The 17,425-nt window shown below is 35.3% G+C and carries 10 protein-coding genes; 6 read left to right on the forward strand and 4 right to left on the reverse strand.

From position 1 onward, the window contains the following. Positions 1–39 precede the first annotated feature (39 nt). Complete coding sequence (locus T410_RS10605) at positions 40–498, forward strand: Lrp/AsnC family transcriptional regulator (RefSeq protein WP_035671450.1); 459 nt, start codon at positions 40–42, stop codon at positions 496–498. Positions 499–649: 151 nt separating this feature from the next. Further along, complete coding sequence (gene lpdA / locus T410_RS10610) at positions 650–2,053, forward strand: dihydrolipoyl dehydrogenase (RefSeq protein ID WP_035671453.1); 1,404 nt, start codon at positions 650–652, stop codon at positions 2,051–2,053. A gap of 66 nt (positions 2,054–2,119) precedes the next feature. Here lpdA and T410_RS10615 read toward each other — a convergent pair whose 3' ends face one another. From T410_RS10615 to T410_RS10625, 3 genes are all read right to left on the reverse strand, one after another. Further along, positions 2,120–2,497 carry a DoxX family membrane protein gene (locus tag T410_RS10615; protein ID WP_035671456.1) on the reverse strand — a complete coding sequence of 126 codons (378 nt, stop codon included), beginning with the start codon at positions 2,495–2,497 and terminating at the stop codon, positions 2,120–2,122. A gap of 133 nt (positions 2,498–2,630) precedes the next feature. Further along, the gene (locus T410_RS10620; RefSeq protein ID WP_035671458.1) at positions 2,631–2,816 is read right to left on the reverse strand and encodes a hypothetical protein; all 186 of its coding nucleotides are present in this window, start codon (positions 2,814–2,816) and stop codon (positions 2,631–2,633) included. Positions 2,817–2,879: 63 nt separating this feature from the next. Further along, on the reverse strand, positions 2,880–3,773 hold the full coding sequence (locus T410_RS10625) for a DUF4349 domain-containing protein (protein WP_035671460.1): 894 nt from the start codon (positions 3,771–3,773) through the stop codon (positions 2,880–2,882). A 220-nt stretch (positions 3,774–3,993) separates the two neighbouring features. On the opposite strand from T410_RS10625, the gene T410_RS10630 reads away from it, so the two are divergent. From T410_RS10630 to T410_RS10645, 4 genes are all read left to right on the forward strand, one after another. After that, positions 3,994–5,280 (forward strand): anthranilate synthase component I family protein, encoded by a 1,287-nt coding sequence (locus T410_RS10630; protein WP_035671462.1) that lies wholly within the window; start codon positions 3,994–3,996, stop codon positions 5,278–5,280. Positions 5,281–5,307: 27 nt separating this feature from the next. Further along, positions 5,308–6,618 (forward strand): tRNA lysidine(34) synthetase TilS, encoded by a 1,311-nt coding sequence (gene tilS, locus T410_RS10635; protein WP_035671466.1) that lies wholly within the window; start codon positions 5,308–5,310, stop codon positions 6,616–6,618. Beyond that, complete coding sequence (locus T410_RS10640; protein WP_035671469.1) at positions 6,618–8,618, forward strand: cytochrome c biogenesis protein CcdA; 2,001 nt, start codon at positions 6,618–6,620, stop codon at positions 8,616–8,618. Before tilS ends, T410_RS10640 begins: the two co-directional genes overlap by 1 nt. A 408-nt stretch (positions 8,619–9,026) precedes the next feature. Beyond that, complete coding sequence (locus tag T410_RS10645) at positions 9,027–15,449, forward strand: T9SS type A sorting domain-containing protein (protein WP_035671471.1); 6,423 nt, start codon at positions 9,027–9,029, stop codon at positions 15,447–15,449. 346 nt (positions 15,450–15,795) lie between these two features. Here the strand turns inward: T410_RS10645 and T410_RS10650 are convergent, their stop codons facing one another. Further along, positions 15,796–17,121, reverse strand: a complete 1,326-nt coding sequence (locus tag T410_RS10650; protein WP_035674376.1) for an ammonium transporter — start codon at positions 17,119–17,121, stop codon at positions 15,796–15,798. Positions 17,122–17,425 lie beyond the last annotated feature (304 nt).

Genomic DNA, 17,425 nt, shown 5'->3' on the forward strand with positions numbered 1-17,425 from the left:
TTTTATAGATTATTTATCCATTCCAAATTTTTCAATAAAATGACATTAGATTCAATTGATAAAAAGTTGCTTTTTTTATTACAAACAGATAGTAAGAAGACGACCAAGGAATTGTCCTTAAAACTTAATCTTTCTGTAACAGCCGTTTACGAACGCATTAAAAAAATGGAAAGGGAAGGGATTATCGATAAATACGTTGTATTAGTCAATCGGTCGAAAGTTGAGAAAGGATTTGTGGTTTTCTGTCATCTTAAATTAATACAACATACCAAAGAGTTTCTTACTAAGTTTGAAAGTGAAGTTGTAAAACTAAAAGAAGTGATAGAATGCCATCATGTGAGTGGCGATTATGATTACATATTGAAAATAATAGTTAAAGATATGGAAGCGTACCGAGAATTTTTGGTCACAAAACTCACCACATTACAGCATATTGGAAGTACCCACAGCACTTTTATGATTAGCGAAGTGAAAAATACAACCGTTGTTGATATTTAGTATATATGCGAATTTAAGTAGGTATTCAACGGTATGTAAATACGAATTGCTAAAAATTCATAACAAAAAACCTTGTAAATTAAACTTTAAACAAAACTTAATTCCTTAATTTTGTGCAACATTTTATAAAAACACAATAAAAAAATATACTATGAGTTCATTTGACGTAGTCATTATAGGTTCTGGACCAGGCGGATATGTATCAGCGATTCGTTGTGCACAATTGGGTTTCAAAACAGCAATTATTGAAAAATATTCCACTCTAGGAGGAACTTGCCTAAATGTAGGTTGTATTCCTTCAAAAGCATTACTTGCTTCTTCTCATCATTACAGTGAAATTGCTCATTTTGCAGATCACGGAATTGAAGTTTCCGGAGAAGTAAAAGTGAACCTTGAAAAAATGATTGCACGTAAACAAGCTGTTGTTGATCAAACTTCGGGTGGTGTGAAATTTTTAATGGACAAAAATAAAATTACAGTTCTTGAAGGATTAGGTTCGTTTGTTGATGCTACACACGTTGCTGTTGCAAAAGCAGATGGAACTTCTGAAACTATCGAAGCTAAAAACATCATAATCGCAACAGGTTCTAAACCTTCTTCTTTGCCATTTATCAAAATCGATAAAGAAAGAATCATTACTTCTACTGAAGCTTTGAAACTTAAAGAAGTGCCAAAACATTTGGTAATTATTGGTGGTGGAGTAATTGGGATTGAATTAGGTCAAGTGTATTTACGATTGGGAGCGCAAGTTTCTGTTGTAGAATATTTAGACAGAATCATTCCAGGAATGGATGCTTCATTATCTAAAGAATTGACTAAAGTATTGAAGAAACAAGGTATGAAATTCTACGTTTCACACAAAGTGAAATCAGTAGAAAGAAATGGCGAAGGCGTTGTAGTTCAAGCTGAAAATGCAAAAGGAGAAACAATTACGCTGGAAGGAGATTATTCATTAGTTTCTGTGGGTCGTCGTCCGTATACTGATGGATTGAATGCTGATAAAGCAGGCGTGAAAATCTCAGATAGAGGAATGGTTGAAGTAAATGATCATTTGCAAACCAACGTTCCTAATATTTATGCAATTGGAGATGTAGTTCGTGGAGCTATGCTAGCGCACAAAGCCGAAGAAGAAGGAACTATGGTTGCTGAGATTATTGCAGGTCAAAAACCACATATTGATTACAACTTGATTCCCGGTGTTGTTTACACTTGGCCAGAAGTCGCTGCAGTTGGACAAACGGAAGAGCAATTGAAAGCCGCTGGAGTAGATTATAAATCAGGAAGTTTCCCTTTCAAAGCTTTAGGTCGTGCAAGAGCAGGAGGAGATTTAGACGGATTTGTAAAAATTCTTGCTGATGCAAAAACAGATGAAGTTCTTGGAGTTCACATGATTGGTGCTCGTTGTGCGGATTTAATTGCTGAAGCAGTTACTGCAATGGAATTCAAAGCATCTGCTGAGGATATTTCAAGAATGTCTCATGCACACCCAACATTTGCAGAAGCAATAAAAGAAGCTGCATTAGCTGCTACTGATAACAGAGCTTTACATGTGTAATTAAAAAATATCTTTTTAAACAAGAAACCCGCTATCTAAGCGGGTTTCTTGTTTTATAATACTGGATTATTTAGCCACAAATACACTTTTATAATTTTCCCAATGGCTAAAGATTAAAAAGATATTTCCAAAAAACACAAATAATGCAATTGGTAGATTTTGTGGTGTTAAGAAAAAATTGATTAATAATATATTTAAAGTTACAGGTAAAATGATAAGATTAGCCAATGTTACATATCGTCCGGTTATAAATGATAACCCGCAAAGAAATTCCAAAGATTTTGCTAATGGCATCAAATAAGTAGACGCCATTAAACCGACACTAAATGCTTTGAAGTTTCCAGTTGTTTCAGCCTCAGGGGATAGATGTAAAAAAAAACTAATTGAGGTATAAAGGAAAAGTAGCCCAAGTAAAGATCGAATAATAATGATTGCAATTTTCATGATATATGGTTTTATAGGTTACACATTAAAATTTACTATCGTTGGCATAGTATTTCCATTCCTACACAAGATTTCACATTTGGTACACCTATAAATCAGTTATACCTGCATATTCATCCATCATCTTGTCGTTTTATAAATAGCCAGTATCAATTGCATTTTTAACTATTTCATCTCCTTTTTCGCTGCTTTCAGTATCACTAGCAATCAGTTCTTCTTGTATTCTTATCTGTAAATTTTCAAAGGAATTTAAAATCAACTTCCTTTTGACAACCATATATTTACAAATATTTCCTAATTCATCTGAATTAGTTTTCAAATTATTATATAAAGATAATTAATTTTTTAAAACGAAAACGATTGATTTTTAACAGTTTTGATTTTATTTATGCAAATATTTCTTATAAACAATAAAACCAACGGTTCCTATTAACAGAATTGCCCAAAAATTGAAGATAAAAACAATAATTTCTTTAAGCATATACCAACCATTTTTCAGTGCATCCAGGATTTCAATTCCTATATTCGTTTGATAGTCACTTTTATCTTTAGTATTCGCAATTTTTTCCTGTTTTAACGATTCAGGTTGATAGATTTGCAACTTTAATGTACTGAAATTTACTTGGTCTTGTAGCGATAGGTTTTCGATTTTGCTGGAATCATTTTGTTCCTTTTGGTCTTCTAAATCACTTTCGGCGATTGTGATGTCATTCAGTTTTTTGCCTTTAGTATTAATGGCTTTTTCCAATCGTTTTTGATGATTTTTTTTTCTGGTTTGTATCAATTGGTTCTTTATCATTTGTATGGAAACATCATCTGCTTTTATCAGTCGATAGTCTAAAAAGGCAATTTGTTTTGCTATCACTTTTATCAGGGTATCGAGCTTGGTATTTGGAACTCGGATAGTAATGTTGTTTTCTACTGAAAACTTTGTAGTTTCCAGAATGCTGTCTTGACTTATTTTGGTCTCTATTTGGTCTGAAATAGTACTTTGTAAATTAGTGTAGGTAACATATCCTCCAAATTTATTGGTTGCATTTTCGATTGCATATGTTGATTGTGGTACATTTTTCACCTTAAATTTAAGGTCTGCTGTCCGAATAAATTTTCGATTATCTCCTTTTTTCTCAACCGCTGCTGATGAAGATATGGCGGCAGTTGATTTAGTTGACGATTCGAGTGTTCTTTCTTCAGCTTGAGCTTCCCCTTTTTTACAGGAAAATAGTAATGTGATAATTGCGAACGATGTTACGCTTAATTTTACAATTGTTTTCATAGAGAATTGATTTTAAATATTGATTAAAAATGATTTACTAATTAGAGCTAATCGAGTTGTTTTTATTAAAAACGGATAAGTAATTTTTTATCAATAGTCAGATCAATTTAAGTACGTACAGTCATTCTTTTTGTAATAAAAATCGTGCCATTAATTTTTGGATACTGCTTCTTGGATGGAATTTTTTTATTGTAATTTTGAATTCTAAAATAAATCGTTTTTGAGAGTTTCAATTTATAAGCAAATATCCGATCTGTCCGCCTTCAAGCAGCAACTTTTACTTTGGTCGCAACAATTCCGTGAAGTCGTTTTCATGGATAGTAATGACTATCCGCAGGGATATTCTAGTTACGATTGTTTGCTTGCAGTAGACGCTTTTACTTCTATAAAAACAGATTATCATAATGCTTTTGAAGATTTAAAACAATACCAGCAAATTACCAAAGACTGGCTTTTTGGTTATTTATCATATGATTTAAAAAATGATGTAGAGCAATTGCAATCTAATAATTTTGACGGACTGAGTTTTCCAGATTTATTTTTCTTTCAGCCTAAGAAATTATTTTTGTTGAAAGGAAATGTACTAGAAATTCGATATCTTAATATGTGTGATGATGAGGTTGATGGAGATTTTGAAGATATAGTTGAAAGTCAAAATTCGAAATTCGAAATAGAAGAAATAGTAACAATTCAACAACGAATTTCAAAAGATAAATATCTCGAAAAGGTATCCAAAATATTAGAACACATTCACCACGGAGATATTTACGAAGCTAATTTTTGCATGGAGTTTTTTGCAGAAAATACAACAATTGATCCCATTGAAAAGTTTATAAAATTGAACGAAATTTCTCTGGCGCCATTCGCTGTTTTTTTTAAGAATAATACCCAATTTTTGCTTTCAGCTTCTCCAGAGCGTTATTTGAAAAAAGAAGGAGAATTAATTATTTCTCAGCCTATTAAAGGGACTGCAAAACGATTTTCGGATCCAGAGGAAGATGAAAAATCTAAAACTCAATTGGCTTCAGACCCAAAAGAGCGTTCTGAGAATATTATGATTACTGATTTAGTCCGAAATGATTTGTCGCATACAGCACAAAAAGGTTCTGTAACGGTAACCGAGTTATGCAAAATATATTCTTTTTTGCAAGTACACCAAATGATTTCTACAGTTACTTCGAAATTAGATCTTCAATATACTGCGGTTGATGCTATAAAAACTACTTTCCCGATGGGCAGTATGACCGGAGCACCAAAAATTTCAGCAATGAAAATTATCGAAAAACAGGAAGAAACAAAACGAGGATTGTATAGCGGGGCAGTAGGATATTTTACGCCAAGTGGTGATTTTGATTTCAATGTAGTAATCCGCAGTATCTTGTACAATCAGGAGAAAAAATATGTTTCTTTTTCAGTGGGAAGTGCTATAACATCACAGTCAATTCCGGCGAAGGAATATGAGGAATGTTTGCTTAAAGCTAAAGCTATGCGAGAAGTTTTAAGCTAAATCAAAATGAATTAATTACTTTTGAATATGCTACAGAAATTCCAAAATCACCTTCTTCACAATTTTCAATTTTTGAATGGGAAAAGACTACTTCTTGCCACAAGCGGCGGTATAGACAGCATGGTTATGGTGCATTTATTTCAGCAATTAGAATATAAAATTGGTATCGCACATTGCAATTTTCAACTTCGCGGAATGGAAAGTTTCGGTGATCAGGATTTTGTGAAAGAATATGCTGTTGCAAATGATATTCCGGTATTTATAACGCAATTTGATACCAAAGCATTTGCTAAGGATTATAAACTTTCTACTCAAGTAGCCGCTCGCGAGTTGCGTTACAATTGGTTTTATGAATTATTGGAAACAGAAAAATTTGACTATATTATCACTGCACATCATGCTGATGATAATATTGAAACCTTTATAATAAATCTTACACGAGGAACAGGATTGGAAGGTTTAAACGGAATTCCAGAGCAAAACGAGAATGTGATTCGGCCATTTTTATTGTTTTCCCGACAAGAAATTGAAGCTTATGCTAAAGAAAATACGATTCAATGGCGAGAAGACAGCAGTAATGCATCGGATAAATACCTTCGAAATAAAATACGCCATCATGTAGTACCAATGTTAAAGGAATTGAATCCAAATTTCCTTTCTTCTTTTCATAAAACGGAAATATATTTGCAAGAAGCGCAAGCTATGGTTGAGGATGCAGCTATAATTGTATATCAACAAGTAGCAAAGCAGAAGGAGGAAAACATTCATTTTGATTTAAATAAATTGATGAAATTGCCCAATTACAAATCGTATTTGTACCAATGGCTGAAAGAATTTGGATTTTCGGCATGGGATGATATTTATGATTTGGTCGAAAGCCAATCAGGTAAACAGGTTTTTTCTTCAGAGTTTCGATTATTGAAAGACAGAGATTCATTAATCCTAAGTCCAATAAATTTCGTAAATGAAAAGGAGGAGTTTTTAATCGAAGTAAATCAGAAAGAAGTTAAGATTCCCTTAAATCTTTCGTTTTGTAAAGTAGCTGACATTAGTATCGTTTCAAATAAAACTATCTTTGTAGATGCCACTAAATTACAATTTCCTTTGATTTTACGACATTGGAATGAAGGAGATGTCTTTCAGCCTTTTGGGATGGACGGCAAATCCAAGAAAGTGAGTAAGTTATTCAAGGATGAGAAATTATCATTGATTGAGAAAGAAAACACTTGGCTTTTATGTTCCCAAAATGAAATTATTTGGATTGTTGGTATCCGTCAGGATAACCGTTTTAGAATAGAAAACGACACAAAAAATATACTTAAAATAGAATTACAATAATGAAAAAATTATTATTTATCTTTTTTACCTTTTTAGCTTTCGCCAAAGGAAATGCCCAAATTCTTGATCCTGCAAAATGGACTACTAAAATTGAAAAAAAATCTGAAAATACTTATTTGTTAAGTTTTAATGCCGTTATCGAAAAAGACTGGCATATGTACTCACAGTTTACACCAGATGGTGGGCCACTGCCTTTGGAAATTATCTTTAAAGATCAAAAAGGCAATTTTACTTTAGTGGGCAAAGCTAAGGAAAGTAAAACGACTACCGCTTTCAATGATGTTTTTGGGGTAAATGAAACTTTTTTTCATGATAAAGCGCAAATTCAGCAAGAAATAAAAATAACAAACCCTAAGATTGTTAAAATTGAAGTTAGCTTGAATTATCAAGTTTGCAAAGATGCTTGTATTAATTTAGAGAAAAAATTCACGTTTACTATTCCATTAAATTCAAAAGAGCCTATTGAGGTTATCAAAACTGATACTGTAAAAGTGGATGCAATAGTTTCAAAACCAGCAGTAAATAAGACCGTTATTCCTGTAAAAACAAAAAATGAGGCTGCAAAACCAGCTACTCAAAAAGGGTTGTGGTCTATTTTCTTTATTGCTTTTTTATCAGGATTTGCTGCATTGCTTACTCCTTGTGTTTTCCCGATGATTCCTATGACAGTAAGCTTTTTTACCAAACAAAGTAAAACAAAAGCAAAAGGGATTAGAAATGCTATTGTTTATGGGATTTCCATAATATTCATTTATGTTGTATTAGGATTTTTAGTAACCTGGATTTTTGGTGCCGATGCGCTGAATGCGTTGTCTACTAATGTTTGGTTTAATATCATATTTTTTATTTTATTGATTGTTTTTGCCGCTTCATTTCTTGGTGCATTCGAGATTATGTTGCCTAATTCATGGGCAAATAAAGTAGACAGCCAAGCCGATAGGGGAGGTATAATAGGTATATTGTTTATGGCATTAGCTCTTGCAATAGTGTCTTTCTCTTGTACAGGACCTATTGTGGGAACCCTTTTGGTTGATGCTGCTTCCAAAGGCGGTATCGCACCTATCATTGGAATGTTAGGCTTTTCTTTGGCTTTGGCCTTACCATTTATGTTATTTGCTATGTTTCCGGGTTGGTTGCATTCTTTGCCAAAATCTGGTGGATGGCTTAATACAGTGAAAGTAGTTTTAGGTTTTCTTGAATTAGCTTTGGCTTTCAAATTTTTATCGAATGCTGATTTGGTTTTACAATTGCATTTGTTGGAAAGAGAAGTGTTTTTGGCGATTTGGATAGCTGTTTTTGGAGCATTAGCATTTTATTTATTTGGAAAAATTACATTGCCACATGATAGTCCTATGGGCCATATTTCAGTGGGAAGATTGTTAATGGGATTGTTGGTTTTGACGTTTACCGTTTATTTGATTCCAGGGCTTTGGGGAGCACCGTTAAAATTGATTAATGCTTTTCCACCTCCAATAGAGTATAGTGAAAGTCCGATGGGTTTTGGAGGTTCAGGAATTAAAAATTCGACTGCTCTTTTACCGGAAGGAGCTAAAATCGGACCACACGGACTAATTGTTTTTGACGATTATGAAAAAGGTCTTGCTTACGCCAAATCGGTAAACAAGCCCATTATGCTTGATTTTACAGGCTATGCTTGTGTGAATTGCAGAAAAATGGAAAATAATGTTTGGTCTGATGATCGTGTATTCTCTATTTTGAATAATGAGGTTGTTTTGATTTCTTTATATGTTGACGACAAGCGTGAATTACCTAAAAATGAACATTATATTTCTAAGACAACTGGATCTGAAATAGAAACGACAGGCGATAAATGGACTGATTTTATGATTTCGAAATATAAAACCAATACGCAACCTTTGTATGTTTTAACGGATTTGAAAGGTAATAGTCTAAACGAGTTTAAACCAACAATAAGTTATGTTGGTGTTGACGAATATGAAAGTTGGTTAAAAACCGGAATATCAAATTTTAAAAAATAATAATTTAAAATTTTAAAATAGTTAAAACCTGTTCAAGTGATTGAGCAGGTTTTTTTATTGCATAAAATTTTGATGGATTTAAATTAGGGGAGGCGATTAAAGCAAATTTATTCTTTGATTAGTCTCTTTTATTTTGTTTAAATAATTTAAATGTGTAGTTAATAGTTTTTTTTAATCCTTTAGTCGAAAATGTATTAAAAATAAGATTAATGTCTTCTTAATTATATAAATTAGTATTTAAGTTGTTGAATTTTAGATAATTATGTAAGTGTTTTCTATTAAGAAATATTTATTATAAAAAGAGTTCAGCTAAAATAAATTAAAAAAATAGAAACCCCATTCTATTGATTTTGCATTTTATAGTTAGGCATATAGTATTCGTTATTTTATTATTTTAAATCAATAAATATGAAAACATTTCTACGTAAATCCGCATTTTTAATGATTATTCTTTTTGTTGCAAATACAGCTTTCGGGCAGGCAACGGTTACCACTGATTTACTGGATTATCCACCTGGAGCAACTGTTTTTATAACGGGGAGTGGTTTTCAGGCAGATGAAAGTGTCGACCTACAGGTAATTCATACTCTCGCAAATGGAGATAATGATACCAGTGCTGCACATTTACCATGGGTTATAATTGCAGATTCAAGTGGGAATATTAATTCAACGTGGTTAGTTCCATTTGATGAAGATGAATTAGGTGCTACACTATTATTAACTGCGAATGGACAAAGTTCAGGAATTCATGCAGAGTGGACTTTTACTGATGCGAATACAAGTTTATCCTCACCATCACCAACGACAGCAGTTTATGGATCTGTTATCAGTTTTTCTAGTACACTTAGTCAAAGCGGTGCAAATGGAACCTGTACATTATGTGTGGGTAATAATAATCCAATTCCAGGAAGGACTTTAGATTTTAGTGTTAATAATGGTACTTCTTTAGGTTCAACTATTACAAATGCATTAGGAGTGGCTACATCGTCTGTAAGTATTTCTATTCCAGTTGGAAATTACAATGGAACGAATAACAAATTAAAAGTAAGTTTTGCGGGAGATACAACACCTTATGCTGCTCAAACGGCAACTGTTAATTTTAATGTTACAAAAGCATCTACTTCTTTTTCTGCGATTACTGGTTTTGGAATTTATGGAGGAAGTATTAGCTTGAGTGCTAATGTTAATTTAAATATTGCCGGTTTGCCTATTGTATTCAGTTTAGATGGAACTGTAGTAGGCACAGGTAATACGAGCGCTTCTGGTGTAGCTACATTAATAGTTCCTTTTTCTTCAATTCCTTCTACAGTAAATAGTGCTGGGGTATATACAAATAAAGTTTCAGTAAGTATTGTTGGTACTACAAATTATTCTTCTACAACTGGAGTAGGAATATTAACAATAGGAAAAGCTATTTCTACTACAGTGGTAACGATTAACGGAGGTCTGTTTACTTACACCGGTTCAGCCCAAACGCCGGCCACGGTTAGTGTGACGGGAGCCAATTTGAATGCAACTCCAACAGCGAATTATTCAAACAATACCAATGCAGGAACAGCCACGGCAAGTTATGCTTATGCCGGAGATGCCAACCATGAAGCAAGTTCTGACAGTAAAACTTTTGAAATAGGAAAAGCAGCTTCTGTCACACTGGTAACAATCAACGGAGGTCCGTTTATTTACACTGGTTCAGCCCAAACGCCAGCGACGGTTAGTGTGACTGGAGCGAATTTGAGTACAACTCCAACAGCGAATTATTCGAACAATACCAATGCCGGAACAGCCGCAGCAAGTTATGCTTATGCGGGCGATGCCAATCATGAAGCAAGTGCTGACAGTAAAACTTTTGAAATAGGAAAAGCAGCTTCTGTCACACTGGTAACAATTAACGGAGGTCTGTTTACTTACACTGGTTCAGCCCAAACGCCAGCCACGGTTAGTGTAACGGGAGCCAATTTGAGTACAACTCCAACAGCGAATTATTCGAACAATACCAATGCCGGAACAGCCACGGCAAGTTATGCTTATGCGGGCGATGCCAATCACGAAGCAAGTGCTGACAGTAAAACTTTTGAAATAGGAAAAGCAGCTTCTGCCACAGTGGTAACAATCAACGGAGGTCCTTTCACTTACACCGGTTCAGCCCAAACTCCGGCTATGGTTAGTGTAACGGGAGCCAATTTGAATGCAAGTCCAACAGCGAATTATTCTAACAATACTGATGCAGGAATAGCCACAGCAAGTTATGCTTATGCCGGAGATGCCAATCACGAAGCAAGTGCTGACAGTAAAACTTTTGAAATCGGAAAAGCAGCTTCTGTCACACTGGTAACAATCAACGGAGGTCCGTTTACTTACACCGGTTCAGCCCAAACTCCGGCTATGGTTAGTGTGACTGGAGCCAATTTGAATGAAAGTCCAACAGCGAATTATTCGAACAATACCAATGCAGGAACAGCCACAGCAAGTTATGCTTATGGCGGAGATGCCAATCATGAAGCAAGTGCAGACAGTAAAACTTTTGAAATAGGAAAGGCAGCTTCTGCCACAGTGGTAACAATCAACGGAGGTCCATTTACTTACACCGGCTCAGCCCAAACGCCAGCCACGGTTAGTGTAACGGGAGCCAATTTGAGTGCGACTCCAATAGCGGATTATTCGAACAATACTGATGCAGGAACAGCCACAGCAAGTTATGCTTATGCGGGCGATGCCAATCATGAAGCAAGTGCTGACAGTAAAACTTTTGAAATAGGAAAAGCTATTTCTACCACAGTGGTAACGATTAACGGAGGTCCGTTTATTTACACTGGTTCAGCCCAAACGCCAGCGACGGTTAGTGTGACTGGAGCCAATTTGAATGAAAGTCTAACAGCGAATTATTCGAACAATACCAATGCCGGAACAGCCACAGCAAGTTATGCTTATGCTGGAGATGCCAATCATGAAGCAAGTGCTGACAGTAAAACTTTTGAAATAGGAAAAGCAGCTTCTGCCACAGTGGTAACGATTAACGGTGGTCCGTTTACTTACACCGGTTCAGCCCAAACGCCGGCCACGGTTAGTGTAACGGGAGCCAATTTGAATGAAAGTCTAACAGCGAATTATTCGAACAATACCAATGCAGGAACAGCCACAGCAAGTTATGCTTATGCTGGAGATGCCAATCATGAAGCAAGTGCTGACAGTAAAACTTTTGAAATAGGAAAAGCAGCTTCTGCCACAGTGGTAACAATCAACGGAGGTCCGTTTACTTACACCGGTTCAGCCCAAACGCCGGCTATGGTTAGTGTAACGGGAGCCAATTTGAATGAAAGTCCAACAGCGAATTATTCGAACAATATTGATGCAGGAACAGCCACAGCAAGTTATACTTATGCTGGAGATGCCAATCACGAAGCAAGTGCAGACAGTAAAACTTTTGAAATAGGAAAAGCTATTTCTACCACAGTGGTAACAATCAACGGAGGTCCTTTCACTTACACCGGTTCAGCCCAAACGCCAGCGACGGTTAGTGTGACTGGAGCGAATTTGAGTACAACTCCAACAGCGAATTATTCGAACAATACCAATGCCGGAACAGCCACAGCAAGTTATGCTTATGCTGGAGATGCCAATCACGAAGCAAGTGCAGACAGTAAAAATTTTGAAATAGGAAAAGCAGCTTCTGTCACACTGGTAACAATCAACGGAGGTCCGTTTACTTACACTGGTTCAGCCCAAACGCCAGCGACGGTTAGTGTGACTGGAGCGAATTTGAGTACAACTCCAACAGCGAATTATTCAAACAATACCAATGCCGGAACAGCCACAGCAAGTTATGCTTATGTAGGCGATGCCAATCATGAAGCAAGTTCTGACAGTAAAACTTTTGAAATAGGAAAAGCTATTTCTACTACAATGGTAACGATTAACGGAGGTCCATTTACTTACACTGGTTCAGTCCAAACGCCAGCGACGGTTAGTGTGACTGGAGCGAATTTGAGTACAACTCCAACAGCGGATTATTTGAACAATATTAATGCAGGAACAGCCACAGCAACTTATGCTTATGCCGGAGATGCCAATCATGAAGCAAGTGCAGACAGTAAAAATTTTGAAATAGGAAAAGCAGCTTCTGCCACAGTGGTAACGATTAACGGAGGTCCGTTTACTTACACCGGTTCAGCCCAAACTCCGGCTATGGTTAGTGTCACGGGAGCCAATTTGAGTGAAAGTCAAACAGCGAATTATTCGAACAATACCAATGCAGGAACAGCCACAGCAAGTTATGCTTATGGCGGAGATGCCAATCATGAAGCAAGTGCAGACAGTAAAACTTTTGAAATAGGAAAAGCAGCTTCTGTCACACTGGTAACAATCAACGGAGGTCCGTTTACTTACACCGGTTCAGCCCAAACGCCAGCCACGGTTAGTGTGACTGGAGCCAATTTGAATGAAAGTCCAACAGCGAATTATTCGAACAATACCAATGCCGGAACAGCCACAGCAAGTTATGCTTATGCTGGAGATGCCAATCATGAAGCAAGTGCTGACAGTAAAACTTTTGAAATAGGAAAAGCAGCTTCTGTCACACTGGTAACAATCAACGGAGGTCCGTTTACTTACACCGGTTCAGCCCAAACGCCAGCCACGGTTAGTGTGACTGGAGCCAATTTGAATGAAAGTCCAACAGCGAATTATTCGAACAATACCAATGCAGGAACAGCCACAGCAAGTTATGCTTATGCGGGCGATGCCAATCATGAAGCAAGTGCAGACAGTAAAAATTTTGAAATAGGAAAAGCAGCTTCTGCCACAGTGGTAACGATTAACGGAGGTCCGTTTACTTACACCGGTTCAGCCCAAACTCCGGCTATGGTTAGTGTCACGGGAGCCAATTTGAATGAAAGTCTAACAGCGAATTATTCGAACAATACCAACGCAGGAACAGCCACAGCAAGTTATGCTTATGCTGGAGATGCCAATCATGAAGCAAGTGCTGACAGTAAAACTTTTGAAATAGGAAAGGCAGCTTCTGCCACAGTGGTAACAATCAACGGAGGTCCATTTACTTACACCGGCTCAGCCCAAACGCCAGCCACGGTTAGTGTGACTGGAGCGAATTTGAGTACAACTCCAACAGCGAATTATTTGAACAATATTAATGCAGGAACAGCCACAGCAAGTTATGCTTATGTAGGCGATGCCAATCACGAAGCAAGTGCAGACAGTAAAAATTTTGAAATAGGAAAGGCAGCTTCAACCGTTAGTGTTTCAGGATTGAATACTTTTGTTTATAACGGGAGTGCACAAGGACCTTCTTCAGCAATCAAGACAGGTTCAACTGGAGCATTAATTTATAGTTATTTAGGAGTGAGCGGAACTACTTATTCAGCGAGTGTAATACCGCCAACGAATGTTGGAAGTTATACAGTAACAGCTACCGTTTTAGCAGATGCTAATTACAACGAAGCTAGTTCTAGTTCGTTTGAGTTTATTATTAGTAAAGCTCAACTTGTAGTATTTGCAGATAATAAATCTAAATATTGTGAGAATTTAACATTAACTGGTGTTATTTCCGGTGTGCAAGGTAGTGATGGTATTACAGTAACCTATGATTCGACAGGATTAGCAACTTTATTACCGGGTACTTATCCAATTATCCCAGTTCTTCATGATCCAAACAATAAGTTAAGTAATTATTCGATAACGTCTAGTAATGGCGTGTTGACAATAACTATAATTACTGTAAATTTAACTACTATTTCGCCGGTACCGTTTAATACGACATTTTCATTAACAGTAAAAGTACTTCCTGTTACACCAGGTATATCTGTTACATTCTATCTTGATGGTTTGCCAAAAGGGACTTCTTTAACAAATGCATCCGGAATAGCTACAATTACTATACAAGGATTGCCTGAAGAGGTTTATGGAGTAAGTGCCATTGCAGGAAATGGATGTGCAATATCTGCCCCAGGTTTTTTACCAGTGTATGATCCAAGTAAAGGTTTTGCTGCAGGAAATGGTTCTTTTGATTCTCCCATGGGAGCGTATTCTTTTAATACGACTTGTATTGCTAAAGCTAGATTTGGATTTTCTATCAAGTACAAGAAAGGAAGTACTTTACCACAAGGAGAACTTGATTTTCAATTGAAAAAAAACAAAATGAAATTTGAAAGTACTTCTTTCCAATGGCTTGTAATAGCGGGTAATAAATCTCAATTCAAGGGTACAGGTAAAATAAATAATATGGGGACATATAATTTTATAGTAACTGCAATCGATAATGGAACATGTGAGGGAGAAGATGAACATGATGGCGATATTGATGATGATAACGATCATCATAATGGCTATGATAAGGACGAAAATCATAATGGTTATCATAGAGATGGTAAAAAATGTAATGATAAAAAGTGTCTAATCCCAGATCAATTTAGAATTGTAATTACAACTTCAGCAGGAATTGTGGTTTATGATAATCAAATGGGTATGTCTCAAGATGGATATGCGGCTTCAAATATTACGCGCGGCTCTATCGAGATTAATGACACTAAGATTACTACTAAAATTGTTAAAAACAAGGTTGAAAAGATTGAAGCGCTATCGTTTTTGCCAAAAGTATATCCGAATCCTTCTAACAATCAGTTTACCATCGAAGTGAAAAGTGGTAGTGTTTCAAAAGTAGAAGTAGTGGTTTATGATTTGATAGGAAGAATAATAAAACAAATTCAAGTAAACGACGGACAGGAAATTAATTTTGGTGAAGAGTTGCCATTTGGAACTTATCTTGCAATAATTAGTCAAGGGAGTAATCAAAAAACAGTGAAACTAATAAAACAATAAAGTTTATTTCTAGAGGCATTTTAACTAACTCCATTTCAATTTTATTGGGATGGAGTTTTTATATCATTTAGATTGATTGTCTTAGTTCTGTTATGAGAATAAATAGAAATTTTGTTTGCCCATACTGACTGTAGCGTAATTAATTGTAGCAATTCATTTTATTTGTGCAATGATGTGGATCTATAAAATAAAAATTAAGGATGTCGGCAAATTTTATATAAGTACATTTTATTGCAGTATTTTTCTTTTAAGGTATAGACTTAATTTATTGTAAACTGAATTGAAGCAAAAAAAAACACTCTGAAAATTCATTTTCAGAGTGTTTTAATTAATTTATAAAAGTGATTTATAAGTATTCTCCGTGTTGAGAAATATCTAAACCTAATTCTTCTTTTTCTTCAGAAACTCTTAAAGGAGTAATTTTATTTACAATAAAGAAAAGGAAATACGATACAGAAAATGCAAATACTGAAACAAGAACTAATGCTTTTAATTGAATTAAAAACAAAGTAGCATCACCAAAAATTAAACCTTGGTTGTCTCCTACAATCGCATTTACAGATTTTGAAGCAAATACACCAGTTAAAAGCATACCTACCATACCTCCAACACCGTGACAAGCAAATACATCTAAAGCATCATCAATTTTTCCTTTAGGGAATTTACTTACTACAAGGTTACTTACAATACTAGCAATAATACCAATTGCTATAGCATGAGGAATACTTACGAATCCTGCAGCAGGTGTTATAGCTACTAAACCTACAACAGCCCCAATACAAGCTCCCATTGCAGAAAGTTTGTGTCCAAGAATTTTGTCAAGAAATACCCAACCCATTGCAGCAGCAGCAGCAGCAACTGTAGTAGTTCCTAAAGCTTGAGCAGCAAGACTTCCAGCTCCTACAGCAGATCCAGCATTGAAACCGAACCAGCCGAACCATAATAAACCTGTTCCTAATAATACATAAGTAATACGAGCAGGATTTGATTTTTGTACTTTTCTTTTTCCTAAGAACATTGCTCCAGCAAGAGCAGCCCATCCAGCACTCATGTGTACAACAGTTCCACCGGCAAAATCTAATACACCCCATCCGAAGAATAATCCATCAGGATGCCATGTCATGTGACATAATGGAGCATAAACAAATAGTATGAATAATACCATGAATAATAAGTATGCCCAGAAACGAACACGTTCTGCAAAAGCTCCAGTAATTAAGGCTGGTGTAATAATTGCAAATTTAGCTTGAAATAAAGCAAACAAAATCATTGGAATCGTTGGAGCTAATTCCCAAGCAGTATTAGCACTTACTCCCTGAAAAAATAAGTTTGGCATAGGGTCACCTATAAATCCACCTATTGATGGTCCAAAACATAATCCAAATCCAACAACAACCCATAATACGGTAACTATAACCATAGCCATGAAACTTTGTAATACAGTACTAATGACATTCTTTTTGCCAACCATTCCGCCATAAAAGAATCCAAGTCCTGGAGTCATTAATAATACTAGAGCAGTAGCAACTATCATCCAAGCAGTATCACCGGTATCTAATTTTAATGCTACAACGTGTGCACCCAGTGTTGAAGATTCAGTAAAAAGATGAATTGAAAAAATGGATAATACTAGAATTGTGATCAATATCACACTTAAAATAATCTTTCGCATAGTTTTTAGTTTTAAATTTCGATAAAAATATAAAATCATTTTAAACCCCCTATAAAAAAAGAGTATATTATTTTATTTTTATTAATTTTTCATTTTACCCCCTTATATTTTATGGGTATATGATAATAAAAGAATAAAATTAATGATTTATTAATGCTGGTTTTCTAAAAAATTGAATGTTTTAAAAATTATTAATATTTTCATAATATATTATTGGTTTTTTAATATTGTGACGATTATTTGTTTATTATCATGCTAATATAGGCTATTTAGTAATGAAAATGTTAAAATTAGTGTTATACGA

It is taken from the genome of Flavobacterium sp. 83, assembly GCF_000744835.1.
In the GTDB taxonomy this organism is placed as follows: Bacteria; Bacteroidota; Bacteroidia; order Flavobacteriales; family Flavobacteriaceae; genus Flavobacterium.

Coding starts and splice junctions, on each gene's coding strand:
- T410_RS10605 (WP_035671450.1), top strand. CDS start 40: ATGACATTAGATTCAATTGATAAAAAGTTGCTTTTTTTATTACAAACA.
- T410_RS10640 (WP_035671469.1), top strand. CDS start 6,618: ATGAAAAAATTATTATTTATCTTTTTTACCTTTTTAGCTTTCGCCAAA.
- lpdA (WP_035671453.1), top strand. CDS start 650: ATGAGTTCATTTGACGTAGTCATTATAGGTTCTGGACCAGGCGGATAT.
- T410_RS10625 (WP_035671460.1), bottom strand. CDS start 3,773: ATGAAAACAATTGTAAAATTAAGCGTAACATCGTTCGCAATTATCACA.
- tilS (WP_035671466.1), top strand. CDS start 5,308: ATGCTACAGAAATTCCAAAATCACCTTCTTCACAATTTTCAATTTTTG.
- T410_RS10645 (WP_035671471.1), top strand. CDS start 9,027: ATGAAAACATTTCTACGTAAATCCGCATTTTTAATGATTATTCTTTTT.
- T410_RS10650 (WP_035674376.1), bottom strand. CDS start 17,121: ATGCGAAAGATTATTTTAAGTGTGATATTGATCACAATTCTAGTATTA.
- T410_RS10615 (WP_035671456.1), bottom strand. CDS start 2,497: ATGAAAATTGCAATCATTATTATTCGATCTTTACTTGGGCTACTTTTC.